Annotated in this window: 14 protein-coding genes; 8 read left to right on the top strand and 6 right to left on the bottom strand. The window is 64.6% G+C overall.

Annotated elements, in window-relative coordinates; genetic code table 11:
- Positions 1–10 precede the first annotated feature (10 nt).
- The 4 genes from J8847_RS05410 to J8847_RS05395 form a co-directional block, all read right to left on the bottom strand.
- Positions 11–1843: an ABC transporter ATP-binding protein/permease gene (locus J8847_RS05410; protein ID WP_211523663.1), complete on the bottom strand. Its 1833-nt coding sequence runs from the start codon at positions 1841–1843 to the stop codon at positions 11–13.
- A 161-nt stretch (positions 1844–2004) separates the two neighbouring features.
- Positions 2005–2292 (bottom strand): antibiotic biosynthesis monooxygenase, encoded by a 288-nt coding sequence (locus J8847_RS05405; RefSeq protein ID WP_211523662.1) that lies wholly within the window; start codon positions 2290–2292, stop codon positions 2005–2007.
- Positions 2289–2768: a MarR family winged helix-turn-helix transcriptional regulator gene (locus tag J8847_RS05400; RefSeq protein ID WP_211523661.1), complete on the bottom strand. Its 480-nt coding sequence runs from the start codon at positions 2766–2768 to the stop codon at positions 2289–2291. The genes J8847_RS05405 and J8847_RS05400 overlap by 4 nt, the downstream gene beginning before the upstream one ends.
- A gap of 96 nt (positions 2769–2864) precedes the next feature.
- The gene (locus tag J8847_RS05395; RefSeq protein WP_211523660.1) at positions 2865–5357 is read right to left on the bottom strand and encodes a GGDEF domain-containing phosphodiesterase; all 2493 of its coding nucleotides are present in this window, start codon (positions 5355–5357) and stop codon (positions 2865–2867) included.
- Between the two features lie 220 nt (positions 5358–5577).
- Between J8847_RS05395 and J8847_RS05390 the strand changes: the two genes are divergently transcribed.
- Entirely contained in the window at positions 5578–6540 is a 963-nt protein-coding gene (locus J8847_RS05390; protein ID WP_211523659.1) for a LysR family transcriptional regulator, read from the top strand.
- Between the two features lie 120 nt (positions 6541–6660).
- On the top strand, positions 6661–7227 hold the full coding sequence (locus J8847_RS05385; RefSeq protein ID WP_211523658.1) for a YceI family protein: 567 nt from the start codon (positions 6661–6663) through the stop codon (positions 7225–7227).
- Here the strand turns inward: J8847_RS05385 and J8847_RS05380 are convergent.
- Both J8847_RS05380 and J8847_RS05375 read right to left on the bottom strand, forming a co-directional pair.
- The gene (locus J8847_RS05380) at positions 7217–7612 is read right to left on the bottom strand and encodes an MAPEG family protein (protein WP_211523657.1); all 396 of its coding nucleotides are present in this window, start codon (positions 7610–7612) and stop codon (positions 7217–7219) included. The two genes, J8847_RS05385 and J8847_RS05380, sit on opposite strands and share 11 nt — an antisense overlap.
- Before the next feature lie 94 nt (positions 7613–7706).
- Complete coding sequence (locus J8847_RS05375) at positions 7707–8927, bottom strand: metal-dependent hydrolase (RefSeq protein ID WP_211523656.1); 1221 nt, start codon at positions 8925–8927, stop codon at positions 7707–7709.
- A 126-nt stretch (positions 8928–9053) separates the two neighbouring features.
- Between J8847_RS05375 and J8847_RS05370 the strand changes: the two genes are divergently transcribed.
- The 6 genes from J8847_RS05370 to hemN all read left to right on the top strand — a co-directional run bounded on the left by J8847_RS05370 (position 9054) and on the right by hemN (position 18061).
- Complete coding sequence (locus J8847_RS05370; protein ID WP_211523655.1) at positions 9054–11876, top strand: type VI secretion system Vgr family protein; 2823 nt, start codon at positions 9054–9056, stop codon at positions 11874–11876.
- On the top strand, positions 11876–13429 hold the full coding sequence (locus J8847_RS05365; RefSeq protein ID WP_211523654.1) for a hypothetical protein: 1554 nt from the start codon (positions 11876–11878) through the stop codon (positions 13427–13429). Before J8847_RS05370 ends, J8847_RS05365 begins: the two co-directional genes overlap by 1 nt.
- Positions 13430–13454: 25 nt before the next feature.
- Entirely contained in the window at positions 13455–14444 is a 990-nt protein-coding gene (locus tag J8847_RS05360; RefSeq protein WP_211523653.1) for a hypothetical protein, read from the top strand.
- Between the two features lie 59 nt (positions 14445–14503).
- A complete protein-coding gene (locus J8847_RS05355; RefSeq protein ID WP_211523652.1) occupies positions 14504–14767 on the top strand; it encodes a PAAR domain-containing protein in 264 nt (87 codons plus the stop codon).
- A 165-nt stretch (positions 14768–14932) separates the two neighbouring features.
- Positions 14933–16561, top strand: coding sequence for a PAS domain-containing methyl-accepting chemotaxis protein (locus J8847_RS05350; protein WP_211523651.1), 1629 nt, complete (start codon positions 14933–14935; stop codon positions 16559–16561).
- A 63-nt stretch (positions 16562–16624) separates the two neighbouring features.
- Complete coding sequence (gene hemN, locus J8847_RS05345; protein WP_211523650.1) at positions 16625–18061, top strand: oxygen-independent coproporphyrinogen III oxidase; 1437 nt, start codon at positions 16625–16627, stop codon at positions 18059–18061.
- Positions 18062–18069: the final 8 nt, after the last annotated feature.

Raw genomic sequence — 18069 nt, 5'->3', positions numbered from 1 at the left:
AAGCGCAGTATCAGGCCGCCACCGGCTGTGTATCCGTCATTTTTCCGCGCGATGGGTCGATCGGTCCATCGAACTGGTAGCTGCTTGCTTCATGCACTTCCCATCCGCCTTCGCCGGTCAAATGCAGCACATGCGTATGGTGACGCAGCACCGCCGCGCGGTGCGCGATGCTGATCAGGGTCGCCCCGCTGGCGCGCAGGCGTTCGTAGAGCGAAGCTTCGTTCGCACTGTCGAGCGCGCTGGTCGCTTCGTCCAGGATCACGATGCCCGGCTTTTGCACCAGCACGCGGCCAAAGGCCAGGCGCTGCTGCTCGCCGACCGACAGCAGTTTCTCCCAGTCGTTCACGGCGTCCAGTCCGCCCACGCGTTCCGCCAAACAAGGCAGGTGCACCTGCTCGAGGATGTCCAGCAGCTGTTCGTCGCTCAGGCTGCATTCCGCGCTCGGATAGATGAGCTGGCTGCGCAGGGTGCCCGCCTGCAGATAGGGCTTCTGCGGCAGGAAGAACAAAGCTTCCAGCGGCGGACGATGAATCGTGCCGCTGCCGGTCTGCCACAGGCCGGCAATCGCCCGCAGCAGCGAGCTCTTGCCGCAGCCGCTGTCGCCGGTGATGAGCAGGGCATCGCCCGGCTTCAGGCTGAGGCTGAGCTCCTTGATGAGCACGCGATCGGACCGCGGCGGGTGCAAGGTCACCGATTCCAGCGCGAGGTGCTTGCCCGGCTTGGTCTGGATGCCCGCCTGCTGGCCATCGTCCTTGATCGCGCCCTCGGGCAGCACCAGTTTGGACAAAGCCTGCAGGCGGTCGATGCCCGCGACGAAGCGGCTCAGGCTCTCGAAGTTCTCGACGATGACGCCGACCGCCGCGAGCACGGCGGTAAACGCGCCGGCCGCCTGCACCGCGCGGCCCACTTCCAGTTCGCCCGACAGCACGCGCTCCGCCAGGATCATGCCCGGCAACACCAGCGTGAGCTGGCTGAAGGTGCGCTGGAACAGGTTGAGCGAGCGCTGCTTCCTGATCAGCCTGGCGAAGTTCTGGATCACCGTCTCGAACCTGCTGTCGATATGCGCGCGTTCCTGGGCCTCGCCGCGATAGAAGGCGATCGACTCGGCATTCTCGCGCACGCGCATCAGGCTGAAGCGGAAATCGGCCTCGCGCCGCAGCTGCCAGAAGTTCAGGTGGATCAGCGGGTTGCCGAACACATAGAGGGCGACCACGGTGCCCGTGATCGCATACACCGCCAGCACGCCCACCAGCAGGTGCGAGATCGACCACAGCACGGCGCTGAACGCCACCAGCTGCATGATCGAGCCGAGGAAGATCAGCAGGAAGTGGATCGACCGGCCGGTGAAGGTGTTGATGTCTTCGCTGATGCGCTGGTCGGGATTGTCGATCTCGCTGTCGGCGCCCAGCGCATAATACTTGCGACCCTTCAGGTAGCCGTCGAGGAAACGGCCGGTCAGCCAGCGCCGCCACTGGTTGGCGAACAGGTCGCGCATGTAGTAGTAGAAGGCGTAGACCGGCACCGCGAAGGCCAGGGTGAGCAGGCAGGCGCGCACTGCCGTCCAGAAACGGTCGCCATTCTTGCCCGCCAGCGCAGAAGTCATTTCGCCGGCCTGGTTGTTCAGCATCACCGCCAGCTTGGTCTCGACCAGCATCAGCACGATCAGCAGCAGCAACAGCGACCAGGCCGTCTTCTTCTGATCGCCCAGCCAATACGGCTTGGCGACGCTGACGAACTGCTTCCATGCAGCGAGCGACAAGGGCGGCGCCCGGCGTCTGCGTTCTGGCGCCGCCGGAACCTTGTCCGTGGCGGCGTCGATGGTGGCGGAGGGTGGCGTGTTCATGGTGTCGATCCCGTTCACCGGCATGTTGTTGCCGTCGTCAGCGAGACCCGGCTCTTCATGTTCGGCCGAGTCACAGCCCCAGCATACGACGCGTCAAGCAGCCGTTCGGTGCGGAAACAGACATAGCGCTCGCCCATGTGCGGGAGCGCCGCCGCGAGGCGCTACACGGCGGTGTAGTGCTCCACGGTCGGGAAAGGATCGTAGAAATGGTGCAGCAGCCGCTTCCACTCCTGGTAGCCGGCCGACTGGCGGAAACCGATCGTGTGGTCTTCCAGCGTTTCCCAGTTCACCAGCAGGATGTAGCGGCTGGGCCGTTCCAGGCAGCGCTGCAGCTGGTGCGACAGATAGCCCTTGTTCGAGGCAATGATGGGAGCAGCCTGGCGGAAGGCGGCCTCGAAATCGGCCTCCTGGCCGGCACGGACGTCGAGCACGGCGACTTCGAGGATCAATCCGTCTCTCCCACGCTGTCCGCCGCCGGCTTGTCGAGCAGCTCGTGCACGCCGCTGGTGACGACCGCACCCATCATGGCGCGCATGCGCTCGGCCTCGGTCGCGCCGAAGCGTTCGGCGAACAGCTGCTGCGCCCGTTCCCAGGCAGGACGCGCGGCCGTGATCACCTCGCGTCCGCGCTGGCTGAGTTCGATGACCCGCTCGCGCCGGTCCTGCTCGCTCGACCTGATCACCACGAGCTCCTCCCGCACCAGCGGCTGCAGGTTGCGCGCCAGGGTCGTGCGGTCCATTACCATGGCCTTGGCCAGCTGGTTGACATTGGCGGTGCCGCGCAGCAGCTTGGCCAGGATCGAAAACTGGGTGATGCGCAGGCCGGTGCCGCTCAGCATCTGGTCGTAGAACGAGGTCAGGTAGCGCGAGGCCTGGCGCAGGGATGAGCAATAGCAGGGCGTATGGGCAAGCTGATCAATATTCATGGGGCATACATGCGGCAGCGGCGCGATTGCGAAAAACGCAGTATAGCCTTGTGCGCACGCAAGGGCCGTTCGTACGGCCGTGCCGTGATGCCAAGCCTAGTGCGCCGCCCCCGCATGCCCGCAGCGCAGCGCGTGCTGGCGCATCCAGCCCGGCAATTCGTGGGCCGGCAGGGGCGGCGCCACGTAGTAGCCCTGGGCCTCGTCGCAGCCGGCGGCGAGCAGCGCGTCCCAGATCTCGCGCGTGGCGGTGCCCTCGGCCACCACCGACAGCCCCAGGTCGTGGGCCAGGTCGATGGTGGCCTTGACGATGGCGCCCGCCCGGCGGTCGCGCAGCATGTTGGTGGTGAAGCCGTGGTCGATCTTGATCACGTCCACCGGCAGCATGGTGAGGTAGTTGAGCGAGGAATAGCCGGTGCCGAAATCGTCGATGAACAGCCGGAAGCCCATGCTGCTGAGGGCCTGGAGCTGGGCGATCGTGGCGTCCGGATCGACGATCAGGCTGCTTTCTGTGATTTCCAGGCCCAGCCAGGCGGGATCGGCGTCCCAGCCGGCGAGCAGGGCGCGCAGGTCGCCCGGCAGGGTGCCGCTCATCAGGTTACGGGTGGAGAGGTTGACCGCGATCGGCAGCGCCAGGCCTTCCTGGCGCCAGGCGTGCGACTGGCGCACCGAGGCTTGCAGCATGGCGTTGGTGAGCGCATGGATCAGCTCCGTCGACTCGATCAGGGGCACGAATTCGCCCGGCGGCACCATGCCCAGTTGCGGATGGTGCCAGCGCGCCAGCGCTTCGGCGCCGATCACTTCGCCGGTGGACATCGCCACCTTGGGCTGGCAATACAGCTCGATCTGGCCTTCGGCGACCGCGTTGCGGAACTGGCCGAGCAGGGCCAGGCGCTGGGGGTCGTAGGGGTCCTGGGCGGGATCGTACATCATGGTCTTGCGCCCGCCCTGCCTGGCCTGGTACACGGCCACGTCGGCCTTGCGCAGCAGGTCGGTCGGGTTGCGCGCGTGGCCCGGCGCCACCGCGATGCCGACCTGGGCGCTGATCTCGTAGCGCACGCCGGCGACCAGGAAGGTGGTGTCGAACACCCGCGCGATGGCCTCGGCCACCGCGGCCGCGTTGTAGGCGCGCACGCCGCGCAGCACGGCGATGAACTGGGCGTTGCCGGTGCGCGCCAGGTGGATGTCCTCGCCCAGCTCGGCCTTGAGGCGGCGCGCCACGTCGCGCAGCAGGTCGTCGCCGTTCAGGTGGCCGAGGGTCAGGTTGATCTCGCGGAAGCGCGCCAGCGCCACCGTGAGCACCGCTACCGGCTCTTCCAGCCCGCGGCTCTCGCCGAAGGCGGTGTCCAGGTAGCGGCACATCGCCACCCGGTTCGGCAGTCCGGTGAGCTCGTCGCAGAAGGCCAGGCGCTCGATTTCCTGCTCGGCGCGGGTCATGTCGGTGACGTCGCGGATGATGCCGACGATGCGCACCGGCTGGCCGTCCTCGTCGCGCACCACGTCGGCCTGCGAATGCACGTAGCGCACCTCGTGGTCGCCCTCGACGATGCGGTAGCGGTGGTCGTAGCGCTCGCCCGGCGTTTTCAGGGTATGTTCGCGCGCCGCCGCCACCGCGGCCACGTCTTCCGGATGGATGCGCCGGAACAGCTGTTCGAGCGTGAACGGCCCGCCCTTGCCGTTGCGCCCCGGGTCGATGCGGAAGATCCGGTAGGTCTCGGCGGAAGTGGTCTCGATCAGTCCCGTGCGCAGGTCGGCCGCCCAGGTGCCGATGTGGGCGATCTCCTGCGCGTGCTGGAGGTCGGATTCGGTCTGCAGCAGCTGGTCGCGCAGGCGGCATTCCTCGGTGATGTCGACGGTGGCGCAGGCGAACCAGTCGGGCGAGCTCAGGTCGCCGCTGATGCGCCGGCCGCTGGCGCGCAGCACGTGCTCGCTGCCGTCGGGCCAGGTCAGGTGCAGGCTGGTGTCGAAAGGCCGGCCATCCAGGATGCAGCGCTCGATCGCCAGCGCGAAGGCGGGGCGCTCGTCGGCATGCACCGGCGCCAGCAGCCGCTCCATCGAGGGCATCACGCTGGCCGGCTCCAGGCCCAGGTTCTTGTATTGCTGGACCGACCAGGTGAGGCGGGCGGTGGTCAGGTTCATGGTGCAGCAGCCCAGCCCCGTCACTTCCTGCGACACCATCAGCACATCCTGCAAATGGGCCAGTTTGGCTTCGGCTTCGGCCGCGTCGGAATGGTCCTGCATGGCCAGCAGCACCGGCGCCGGCTGGTCGCAATTGAGGCGGTAGCACTGCAGCTGGCAATGCAGGCAGGCGCCGTCCTTGCCGATGTGGGTGAGCGCCGGCAGCTGGGCCTCGCCGTCGCGCGCGGCGGCCGCCACGGCGGCCCGGACACGCTCGTGGTCAGGCGCTTCGAACAGGGCCAGCAGGTCGGCTTGCGCCCATTCCTCGGGCGTGTAGCCATAGGTGGCGCCGGCGCAGGCATTGGCTCCCAGCACGTGCAGGGACGCGCTGTCGCATACGACGAGCGGCGCCGGAGCGCGCTCGAACGCGATGCGGCACCAGTCGCTGTCGATGGCGTGGAACCCGGCTTCCATGGCAGGCCTCCGTTCTTCCTTGTCTCCGAATGGGGTAGGGAATTGCTGAACTGATAAGACTAATATGAGCCCTCCGCGCGCCGGCGTCCAGCGATTTCGTGCGATTCCGGCGCCGGCTGCCATAAATCGTGGCTGTACGGCGCACGGAACTCCGCTGCAGGCTGCGCTTGCCGGGACCGGCGGGCGCTGGCATGATTCAAACTATTTGAACCAATCCTCCATGACAAGCGCCCGCGACGCCCTCACACCCGCCTCCCTGGCCATGCTCGAAGCGATCGCCGAGCATGGCAGCTTCGCGGCCGCCGCGCGCGCGCTCGGCATGGTGCCGTCCGCGCTGACCTACCGCGTGCGGGTGATCGAAGAAGCGCTGGACGCGCTGCTGTTCGACCGCAGTTCGCGCCGCGCGCGCCTGACCGAAGCGGGCGCCGAGTTGCTGCGCGAGGGCGCACGCCTGCTGGACGAAGTCGACGCCATCGCCAACCGGGTCAAGCGCGTGGCCACCGGCTGGGAATCGCATTTCAGCATCGCGGTCGACAGCGTGATCGACCGCGACACCATGATGGAACTGTGCGCCGCCTTCTTCGCACTGGAGGCGCCGACGCGCCTGAAGCTGCGCTCGGAGACCCTGTCCGGGACGCTCGATGCGGTGCTGAGCGGGCAGGCCGACCTGGCGCTCGGGGTGGCGCTCGACACCCGCAACCGGGTCGGGCTGCAGCGCGAAACCATGGGCACGATGGAGTTCGTGTTCGCGGTCAGCCCCTCGCATCCGCTGGCCGCGCTGCCGGAACCGCTGGGCGAGGATGCGGTGCGCGCCCACCGGGCGGTGGTGCTGGCCGATTCCGGCGCGCGCGGCGGCGGCTTGAGCGTCGGCCTGCTGGCCGGGCAGGAAGTGTTCACCGTGAGCGATGCGCGCGCCAAGCTGGAGGCCCAGCTGCGCGGACTGGGCGTGGGCTATCTGCCGCTGCCGGTGGCCCGTCCCCACCTGGAGAGCGGCGCCCTGGTCGCGCGGCGCCTGGACCGTCCCGAGCACCGGCTGACCTTCTACTGCGTCTGGCGCAACGACCGCAGCGGGCGGGGCAAGGCCCTGCAGTGGTGGCTGGAGCAGGTGCGCAGTCCCGTCACCCGGGCCGCGCTGCTGGGTGAACGGACGGCGCCGGGCCGGAAGCGCATTCAAATAATTTGAACATAGTTGCCGGATTTGTTGTGCGAACACTCATCCGGAACGACGCATAATCATGGTTTCCAGCGTCGCCGGCCTTGTTGCGCCAAGGTGACGCGGCATTTCAACGAATTGGAGTCATGAATGAAGAAACTGTTTGCCTTCCTGGTCGCCGCCGGTGTGTCGCTGGGCGCCGCCGCCGCTCCTGAAACCTTTGTGATCGACGGCAGCCACACCTTCCCGCGCTTCGAGTACAGCCACTTCGGCTACTCGAACCAGGTGAGCCGCTTCGACAAGACCAGCGGCAAGATCGTGCTGGACCGCGCTGCCAAGAGCGGCTCGGTGGACGTCGTGATCGATACGACCAGCGTGAACACCGGCTTCCCGGTCTTCAACAGCCATCTGCAGGCCGAGGACTTCTTCGACACCAAGAAGTACCCGACCATCACCTTCAAGTCGAACAAGCTGAATTTTGACGGCGACAAGCTGGCTTCGGTCGACGGCAACCTGACCATCAAGGGCGTGACCAAGCCCGTGCGCCTTGACGTCACGTCCTTCCAGTGCATGACGCACCCGATGCTCAAGAAGGACGCCTGCGGCGCCAACGCGGTCACCAAGATCAAGCGCAGCGAATTCAACGCCGGCAAGTACGCGCCTTATGTCGGCGACGAAGTGACCCTCACCATCCCGGTCGAAGCGGTCAAGGAATAAGGATCGCCGCCAGCACCATCCCCAGTCCCGCCAGGGACAGCGTCCACACCAGGGTGCGCACCACCGGCACCCCGGCCGCGTACAGCGGCACGTAGACGATCCGGCCCGCCAGGTAAAGCCAGCTGCCCCACAGCGTGAGCTCGCCAAGACGACCCGCCGAGTGGGCCACCAGCACCGCCGCCGCGAACAGCGGCAGGGTCTCGAACAGGTTGGCCTGGGCGCGCTGCAGGCGGGCCGTGACCGGCCGCGGTGGCGGCGCTTCGCCGTCGCGCGCGCCCACGTTGTAGGCCGCACCCGTCTCCTGGGTGCGCAGCAGGGCCGGCAGCAGGATCTGGACCAGGGCCAGCACCAGCGTCCATCCAAGTATCGTCAGTTCGGTATTCATCGTCTTCCCCCCGCTAGAAACTCATCAGGACAGCATCGCTGCCCTGCGATCATACGCGTCCCGAGCCTGACCCGGCATTAGATATGCAACCGGTCTAGCCGGCACCCAGTCCAAGTAGGTCAGCGCGCGGCCGTCCCCAGGCTGGCACAGGCGTGGGACAAGGCTGGCCTGCCAGCCGGGCATAGGGCAGGGTCGAAAAATTCGGTTGGTCCGGTTCGCCGAAACGCAGGTCCGTGGCATTGCCGCCCGCCAGCGAGGGCACGCGTGCGAAGCGGGTCCAGGCGTCGAAATGACAGTTGTTGCGCTGGAGTGCGCGCAGCCCGGCCAGGCTCCCGGTGTGTTCCATCCGCCATGCCAGGGCCGTAGTCCGGCCGCCAGGCTGGCCACCGAAACGCGCCGGACACTGCGACACCGGATTCAGATCGGGAGCAAGACTCAGCACGCCGACGCGCACGGCGTAGCTTCCCGCACCTGCGTCGTCGCTGACGGTGGCGAAGGCCCAGCACAGCGGATTCGACGGGAAGGCCGAGAGCGGCAGGTCGAGCACGCGGCCGCCGGGATCGCGCTGGGCCAGTTCGGCCCGGATCTGCGCGCGGGCGAGATGCGCGCCCAGCGCCTGCACGCCGATGAATCCGATACAGGCCAGCACCGCCGTCACCAGGGCGGCGGTGCCGCTCCGCCTTGCAGCGAGCATGACCGCACCCGCGACCCCGGCCAGCAGAACCAGCGAACCCCATTGCAGGAAGCCCATCCAGGCGAAGGCAGCGAATGCCGCGGCCAGCAAGACCAGGGGCGGCCAGCGCCCGCGCCGGGTGGCCACCATCGCCATCGCCGTCCCGAAGGCGGTCCAAAACACCGGTTCGACGATGAAGACCAGGTCGCCATACAGCCAGCGCGCATCGAAGGGATGGAAGGGATGCACGCCATACACGTTGAGCCCGTCGAACCCCATGTGCAGGACGATCCCCAGCACGCCGGTGGCGATCAGTCCGCGCCGCGCCGTGCGGCTCTCCAGTAGCAGGCGCCGCACGCGCGGCCTGAGCAGCCACATCAGGGCGAGCAGCAGCGCCACCTGGGGCAGGCCCCAGAGCAAGGTGTGGGTATGGCCGCGGTGATGCATGAGGTAGCCCAGCGGCGGCGCCAGGAGCGGGGTGAGGATCAGGTCGAGATCGGGGAAATTGCTGGCGAGCAGACCAGTGGTGAGGAGGGCGCGGCGCCGGGTGCGGCCGCGCATGGGATCGGGTTCGGCCGGCAGCGCGCGCTCGACCAGTTCGCCGAGCGCCAGGCCGACGAGGGAGTGGGTGAGGTTATCCATCCAAGGGTATGACAGTTAAGAAATCCAATGAGTTGGCGCACTACGTCGCAATGATAATCGTCAATGTCAGGAAGTGTCTTGAATGGCATGTTTCTTGTGCAATCTTTCCCCACGAAGAGATCACACATGAATGTCCTGAACGTGGCCGAGCTGTCGTCCGGCCTGACACAATTGCACCGGCCGATTCGTCTGCGTCTTGCTCACCAAGGCGCCATCGTGAAAGACCTCCTGCACATCAAGCACGCCTATGGCCAGGAGACGATGTGCGGCGGCATTGAATATCGGTTGCTCTGCGTTTCCACACAAGCAGCCTTGCCGTTGAAAGAACTCATTGCGCTGTCAGCGGAACTCCAGTTTGTGACCGATCGAGGTCATTTGCGTACGGTGTGTGGCATCGTGTCCCAAGCGTTTGCTGGACAAAGCGACGGCGGATTGGCTTCGTATCAGTTGGTCGTGTCCGACGCGTTGAGCTTGATGGAACAGCGCGTCAACACGCGGATTTTCCGCAATATGAACGAAGTCGACATTTCTGCAGCCCTGGTAGGTGAGTGGCGCGCCACTAACCCGATTCTCGCCGCGGCATTCGAGGTCGACACCTTGGGCATCAGGGACATTTACCCGCCTCGTGAATTCATCATGCAGCACAACGAGTCCGATGCTGCGTTCTTGCGGCGGCTCTGGAAGCGGCAGGGAATTGCCTGGTTTATCCGGCCCGGCCGTCACCGTGTATCGGAAGATACCGCCAGCCCGGTACATACGCTGGTGCTGTTCGATGCGCCGCTGTCGCTGGCACAAAATGCAGCGGGAACGGTGCGCTTTCATCGGGACGCCGGCACCGAAGCGCGTGATGCCGTCTTCAACTGGTGCGCTGCGCGGCACCTGAAGGCGGGCAGCCTGACCCGGCAAAGCTGGGACTACCGCCAGGGCCGCATGATGCTTGCGCAATCGACCGCGATCATCGAACAGGGAAAGGCCGGGAACCAGTTTGCGTTGAACCTGGACGACCACCAGATCGACGCACCGCATGTCGGGGATGACAGCAATGACTACCGCAGGCTGGGCGACCTCCGAATGCAGCGTCTTGAGTATGAGACCAAGTGCTTTTACGGGGAGAGCGGTGTCCGCGACCTGCGTGTCGGTGAATGGTTTCGACTGGATGGTCATCCGGACATCGACACGCACCGGGGCCAGGAGCGCGAATTCGTGGTGACGGAGCTGTTCTTGGCGGCAGAAGGCAACCTTCCTAAGGACTTCGACGAGCGGGCGGAGCGGCTGTTTACCGCCAATGCCTGGCGCCAGGGAGTATCGAAAGTCGCCCTCGACCATGCCAGCGGCAAGCGCGATGTCCGGTACACCAACCGCTTCGCATGTGTCCGGCGCGGCATACCGATCGTGCCGGCTTACGATCCGCGCACCGATCTGCCGTCTGTCCACTTGCAATCGGCTCTGGTAGTCGGCCCTCCTGGGGAAGAAGTGCATTGCGATGAGCTTGGCCGCATCAAATTGCGGTTCCCCGGCATGCGCGAACAAGACCATCCCGGTGGAGCGGGCGCCAGCAACACCGATCGGGACTCGGCCTGGGTACGCGTTGCCTCGCATTGGGCCGGCGACGGCTGGGGAAGCAGCAGCCTGCCCCGTGTCGGCGCTGAGGTCCTGGTGGATTTCCTTGGCGGAGACCCGGACAAGCCCATCGTCGTGGGACGCGTGCACGGTGGCTTGGCGGCTCCCCCGGCGTTCAGCCATGCGGGTCGGTTGCCCGGCAACCGTTTTGTCGCCGGCATCAAGAGCAAGGAAGTCCAGGGGATGCGCTACAACCAGTTGCGGCTGGATGACACACCCGGGCAGATCAGTGCGCAACTGGCCAGTGAACATGGGCACAGCCAATTGAACCTCGGATGGCTGACGCACCCGAGACGAAACGGTGAGGGGCAGGCTCGCGGCGAGGGCGCGGAATTGCGCAGTGACCAGTCCGTCGTGCTGCGTGCTGCGAAACTGATGTTGTTGACGACCCAGGCAATGCTTGGCGCGACAGGGAAGCAACTGGAACGGAAACCGCTGCAAGCCCTGCTCGAAGCATCGCAAGGACTGCTGAAGGAAATGGGGGAGTTCGCGGAGCAGCACCAGGCCATGCCGGTCGACCTGGCGCCGCATCGTCAGCTGGCGGACGACCTGGCCGATGCGGAGCAAGCTGGCGCGCCGCTGATCGCCCAGTATTCCGAGGGCGGGTTGGTGAACGCATCGCCGAAGTCGGTCGTCAGCTACAGCGGCCGCCAACAGAATATCGTGGCACAGCAGCATATCCAGGCCGTTGCCGGACAGCGTGTGAACATCCAGGCCGGCCAGGGCATGTCGCTGTTCTCGCATCAGGATGGCATGAAGCATATTGCGCGTGCCGGCAAATTGGAGATGCAGGCCCAGCAGGACAGCATCGGCATCGCCGCCGCTCAGGACGTGAGGATCAGCGCCAGCCAGGGCGACATCGTGATCGCGGCCAAGAAGAGCATTACGCTGTCTTGCGGCGGCGCGTATCTCAAAATCGCCGAGGGCAACATCGAGCTTGGTTGTAGTGGCGCCTTCACTGTCAAGGCGGGCGTGCACAAGTGGGATGGCCCGGCCGAACAAGAGACGCAGCTGCCGTTCTTCCCGGCGGCGGACCATACCAACTGGCTGAAGCTCGACCTGGATGGCTACCAGGGGGCGCCGATGGCCGGCGTGCCCTACACCTTGTATTTCGCAAACGGCCAGCAAAAGCAGGGAACGCTCGACGGCAATGGCATGGCTGAAGAGCGCAACCTGCCGGACACGGTCGACAAGCTCGTCTATCACAACTCACCCTCCGCCAAAGACGAACCGCGGCCGGTGGTCGCCGACCTGATGGCCAAGCTCGAACCGCTCATGGCCCAGGAACCGAACATGGTCAATGCGCCCCAGAACCGCGGAGGGAAATAATGGCGGACACCGACGAAACCCTCGACGCGCTGAACGAAGTCCACGGGCAGGAAAAGCCGGACGATGTCGGTTTGGGCGAGTGGATCTGGGGCGCGCTCCAGGGCGACTTCAGTACCGAGCGGTCGGCCGGGCAAATCGGCTTCGACTTGGTCGTATCGCTGATCCCGATTGTAGATACCCTGTGCGACCTGCGCGACTTGTGTGCGAATCTCCGAGAGTATCGTAAAGACCCTTCCAACAAGGTCACCTTGTTCTTCATCGCGACAACGGTGGTCGGCTTCATTCCGGAAGTCGGGACCGTCGTCAAAGGTGCACTGCGCTTGACTTGGGTCTATTTGAAGCCGCTGATCAAGCATGCGGACGACATCGCCAATGCGAGCAAGCTGGTGGCAGCCGCCAACCGGGCCTGCGATGCCGCGCTGCCGAAAATCACCGAGTTCCTGCAGCACAACCGCGTGGCGAAATGGGCGACGGATGGGAAGCTGCCGGATATTTACCAGTTCGTTTCGAAGACTATTCGTGAGGCGGCGGACAAACTCAGTCCCGCGGTGCTCGGAGGGCTGTTGAACGACAAGTTCAATGACCTGAAGAGCTTGCTGGAGAGGATACGGCCGATTGTGCCAAGCACGGTTCGTGAGCGGATCGATGATCTCCTGAAGAACATCGAGGCGAAGCGACAAGCGATGAGCGGCGCGATCCAGTCATTCACCCAGCCAGTGCGGACCGTGCTGAAGATCTTTGCCAAAAGGCTGGAAGACAAGGCGCTGAAGGTTGAGGTCTATCGAACGAATCGGGGATGGATTGCTCCTATCTCCGAAGCGGGGGCAGCCAGGCTGATCAACGCTAAACCGCCGAAATGGGCGAAAAAGCGACCGCGCACAATGAAGTTCCCACCACTAAAGCCCCAGGATCTTCGAACGCAAGCATTAGTCAACGCTCACCCGGACCACCCACGGATTCAGGACTGGATGATTGCAACGTTCTCAAAAGCTAAGGGTGGGATGCGAGCTGACGCGATCAAAGGACCAGCGAAGCTGTATCGTGTCGTGGATCCTTCCAATGAAGGCGCAGGCATCTTTTGGATGACCGAAGCAGAATTCAAGGCCATCAAGGACCGGGATGGGTGGCGTAGCCGGTTTGCCGTCAAGCCGGATTGGAACCAGAATGGCTGGGTTGTCGAATATGAGATTAAAGCGGGTGAATCGTTGCCCGTCTGGCGCGGCCCCGCCGCAAGCCAGAAGCTCGAGGGAACCGACTATTACTTGGAGGGCGGTGGAGAGCAGGTCTTATTCTATCCAAGTAGCCGAGATGAGATGGTAAAGGCCATGCCGAGAATTGATCGGGTGACTGGCAAGCCTCTTATGGATGGTGCCGGCAATGAGGATCGCCGAGTCGACTTTACTGACGTGACCGGTGCGACAGCCCCTACAAAACTTCGTGCCCGAATCACGGACCGACGTATAAAGGGACCGATTGAAACTGGATGGGGCGCGACGGACTATACACCCCAGGAAGCTCAAAGAATTTTACTTACTGCACCTACCGCATCGTAACCTATTCGACGAGGAGAACGAATACATGCGAAATCTAAACTTGGAGGCCTCCATCTGGAATTTGTTCACGTCGGCTGAATTCTTTGAAGGAGCTGCCCGCGAATGCGATGCGACTATGGAGTGGTTTGGCACTCTCGCTGTCTCAAGGCAGGTCGTAAATTTTGGTAGAAACAACCAAATTTTTGATAAGTTCAAACAGCGCGCGCGCGACTTTAGACGTGGCGCTGAATTGGCACGGCTGGGTGACTACGAATTGATGTGGGAAATTTCCGACTGCATTAGAGGTGACATACGAGGCATCATGGAGCAGCCTTTGCATAGCTGGATGACTGCAGCCGAATACAACGAATTTAGTAACGTTCGGGTTGATCGATTGGCGGCCTATGCCCGCGTGATCAACAGCGCACTCACCAATGCATTTGCAGGAGCAGGGAGTTTCTTCGAGCTGGATCCCCTTGATCCCGAGTGGGCTGAACGACGGAATGATGATGATGGCTTTCCAGGTGAGGAGATTGTAGGAGTATATAACCGGAGTTTTACTTGGTTTAACGAACCGCTGTTTCCCAAACTCCCCGATCCACTCCTGGAGTATGTAATCGACAGGTCGATCACATGCCGGACCGGAGAAGAGGTGCCGTGGACGGGTGTCTGGTACCCCGGCACGGGCTTGGCCCACCATAGCCTTACCTTCGCCATCAGGGGATTGAGAATGCAACCTGTATATCAGTTTATAAAGACGGCAGAGGAACGCGGACCTTACCCTGGCGGCGGAAATTACTTCACCCCTGAGACACTTGCAGTGGCAACGGAATGGCACCCGGTCATTCTCTCTAACCGTCAAGCTAAGAACGATGGCGACCTGCGAGCCAAGGCAGGGGAACCCTGCCCAAAAGCAGGTGTCTGGCAACCGCTGGACGTTGATGCACTGCCGCGAACCTATCAGGCAGGCGAATCGATGGCCAACCTCGGATCCGCATATGGCTTGACCGTTTGGCGTTGGCTGGCTGATCGATAGATTCGGGCTGCCCACCCGCCCAAGCGAACAGCTTTTTATGACGACTGTGGAGGATGACCATGAAAGGTGTAATCCGACTTGGAGACTCGACCAGCCACGGCGGCAAGGTGATCGCCGCCTCCGGCACCGCGTTTGTCCACGGTATCGCGGTAGCCCGCAAGGGGGATGCGTGCGTTTGCCCGATCAACGGCCACTCGCCGTGCGTGATCGCCGAAGGGGATCCGGTGGTGCTCGTCGACGGGATTCCGGTGGCTTTCCAAGGACACAAGACGTCGTGCGGTGCAACGCTTACCTCTTCCGTCGCGACATCAGGAAAGGTTTGACCGACCGAGGCGAGTTCGACTCTTCAAGATTCTTTTGCTAAGTATTGTTGCCGCTACTTTCTAACTTGTTTGAGCTTTTTGATCTAGGTCAAAAATTTTGTGAATGCCGCTCAGTAGAATGCAAACCTTGGAATTTTGCCATTCGGCAACACAAGGAGAAGTGTCGTGCGTAACAACCAGCCGGTCACCGGCATCGAGTACCTGTTGAAAGAGGGCCAGTCCATCGTGTCGAAGACCGACACCAAGGGCCGCATCACCTACGTGAACCCGAGCTTTGTCGAGGTCAGCGGCTTCGACGAGTCTGAATTGCTGGGCAAGGCCCATAACGTGGTGCGCCACCCGGACATGCCCCCGGAAGCCTTCGCCGACCTGTGGCGGACCCTGCAGGCAGGCGAGCCGTGGACCGGGCTGGTCAAGAACCGCCGCAAGAACGGCGACTTCTACTGGGTAGTGGCGAACGTGGTGCCGGTCAAGGAAGCCGGCCGGGTCACCGGCTACATGTCGGTGCGCACCGCGCCAACGCGCGAGCAGGTGCGCGCCGCCGAGGAGCTGTACCGCAAGATCCGCAGCGGCGAAGCGAAGCACCTGGTGATCGTGCGCGGCCAGGCCGTGCGCGCCGGCTGGCGCAGGAAAGTGGCGGCCCTGCGCGAACTGCCGCTCACGCGCCGCCTGGGCCTGATGATGTCGGCCCAGGCCGCGCTGATGGCCGGCCTTGGCGCCACGTCCGACAGCGGCGCCTGGCAGGCGCTGGCCGCCCTCGGCACGGCGGCTACCCTGGCCGCATGGGCGGACCTGCACCGCTCCATCGCCCGTCCGCTGAGCCAGGCCACCAGCGCCGTCTACGCGCTGGCCGGCGGCGACCTGGCCACCAGCTGCGACATTGAGGGCAGCGGCGGCAACGGCGAGATCGGCCGCCTGCAGCTGGCCCTGCGCCAGCTGAACATCAACCTGAAAGCCATCGTCGGCGACGTGCGCCGCAACGTCGGTTCGATCGAGCACGCCACCCGCGCCATCGCCGCCGGCAACAGCGACCTGGCCGGGCGCACCGAGGCGCAGGCGGCCAGCCTGGAGCAGACCGCGAGCAGCCTGGGCCAGATCGCCGCGGCCGCAGGCCAGAACACCGAGAACGCGGTGCGCGCCGACCAGCTGGTGGTGGGCGCCTCCACCGTGGCCGGACGCGGCGGCGACGCCGTCGAGCGGGTCGGCAATACCATGGGGCGGATCAGCGAGTCCTCGACCCGCATCGCCGACATCATCGGCCTGATCGACGGCATCGCCTTCCAGACCAATATCCTGGCCCTGAACGCCGCCGTCGAAGCGGCGCGGGCAGGGGAGCAGGGGCGCGGCTTCGCCGTGGTCGCCGGCGAGGTGCGCAGCCTGGCCCAGCGTTCGGCCGCCGCCGCCAAGGAAATCAAGGCCCTGATCGAGACCTCGGGCCAGCACGTCGAGCAGGGCAACGCCCTGGTGGGCGACGCCGGCCAGACCATGCGCGAGGTGGTCGCCTCGGTGCGCGACGCCGCCGCCATCATGCACGCCATTACCGCCGCCAGCCGCGAACAGGGCGAAGGCATCGCCCAGGTGAATGCCGCCATGGCCCAGCTGGACAGCATCACGCGCCAGAACGCCACCCTGGTCGAGGAATCGGCCGTGGCCTCCGGCAGCGTCGCCGACGAGGCTGCACAGCTGGTCCAGGCCCTCTCCGTGTTCAAGTTCGATGACGGAATGCGCATGCCCGTACGGCAGTCTCGGCCGTATTTGATGCAAGTCAAGGATTTGGCCGAAGCAGATCAATAAACTGCAAGCTGATCGTGTCGCATTGCATTTCCGCAATGCGGCCAGCAGCTGGAGTTTATTGTCATGCTCGTTGAAGCGCTTCCGTCTTCGGCCCCCTCGGCCCCACTCGTATTCACTCCCAGCGTCGAATTCGACGCTGACCTGCTCGGCCGGCTCAGCAAGTCCGGCCCGCGCTACACCTCCTACCCGACCGCCGACCGCTTCGGCGCCGAATTCGGCTACCGCGACTACCTGCACGCTGTCGCCGGCGTGCGCACCCGCGGCAGCAAGCGTCCGCTCTCGCTCTACCTGCACATTCCGTTCTGCGACACGGTGTGCTACTACTGCGCCTGCAACAAGATCGTCACCAAGCGCCGCGACAAGGCTGCGCTCTACCTGTCCTACCTGAAGCGCGAGATCGAGATGCAGGGCCTGCTGTTCGCCGGCATGAACGAGGTCGAGCAGCTGCACTTCGGCGGCGGCACCCCGACTTATCTCTCCGACGAGCAGATGGGCGACCTGATGGCACACCTGCGCCGCAGCTTCCGCTTCGCGCCCGACGAAAGCGGCGAATACTCGATCGAAGTCGATCCGCGCACCGTTTCGGCCGAGCGCGTGCACAGCCTGCGCCGCCAGGGTTTCAACCGCATCAGCCTGGGCGTGCAGGACTTCGACCCGGACGTGCAGCAGGCCGTCAACCGCGTCCAGCCCGAGCATGAAACGCGGGCCGTGATCGACGCGGCGCGCGCGGCGGGCTTTCGTTCGGTGAGCATCGACCTGATCTACGGCCTGCCAAAACAGACCCTGGACAGCATGCGCCAGACCCTGGACAAGGTGGTCGCCGCCGACCCTGACCGCATCTCGGTCTACCACTACGCCCACATGCCGCACCTGTTCAAGCCGCAGCGCCGCATCAACGCGGCCGACATGCCGGACAGCGACACCAAGCTGCGGATGCTCCAGTTATGCATCGAACACCTGGGCGCGGCCGGCTATGTCTATATCGGCATGGACCATTTCGCCAAGCCGGGCGACGACCTGGCTGTGGCCCAGCGCCAGGGCCGCCTGCACCGCAATTTCCAGGGCTACTCGACCCATGCCGATACCGACCTGGTGTCCTGCGGCGTGTCGAGCATCAGCGCGGTGGGCGCCACCTATAGCCAGAACGTCAAGACCCTGGACGAGTATTACGACGCCATCGACGCCAACGAGCTGCCGGTGGCGCGCGGCGCCCGCCTGTCGATGGACGACCTGCTGCGCCGCGCCATCATCCAGAAGCTGATGTGCCAGTTCGAGCTCTCGGTGCCCGCCATCGAGCAGGCCTTTCCCATCGTGTTCGCGCAGTACTTCGCCAACGAGCTGGCCCAGCTGCGCCAGCTCGAGCGCGACGGCCTGGTGACGCTGGGGCCGGAATGGCTGAGCGTCACGATGAAAGGGCGCCTCCTGATCCGCAACGTGTGCATGGTGTTCGACCGCTACCTGGCGGAACGCACCGGCCCGCGCCATTCGCAAACCATCTGAGGCCGCCT

This window comes from Massilia sp. AB1, from assembly GCF_018119385.1.
Classification (GTDB): domain Bacteria; phylum Pseudomonadota; class Gammaproteobacteria; order Burkholderiales; family Burkholderiaceae_D; genus Telluria.
Note: the sequence above shows the minus strand (reverse complement) of the source record. Positions and strands in the feature narration are given on the sequence as shown.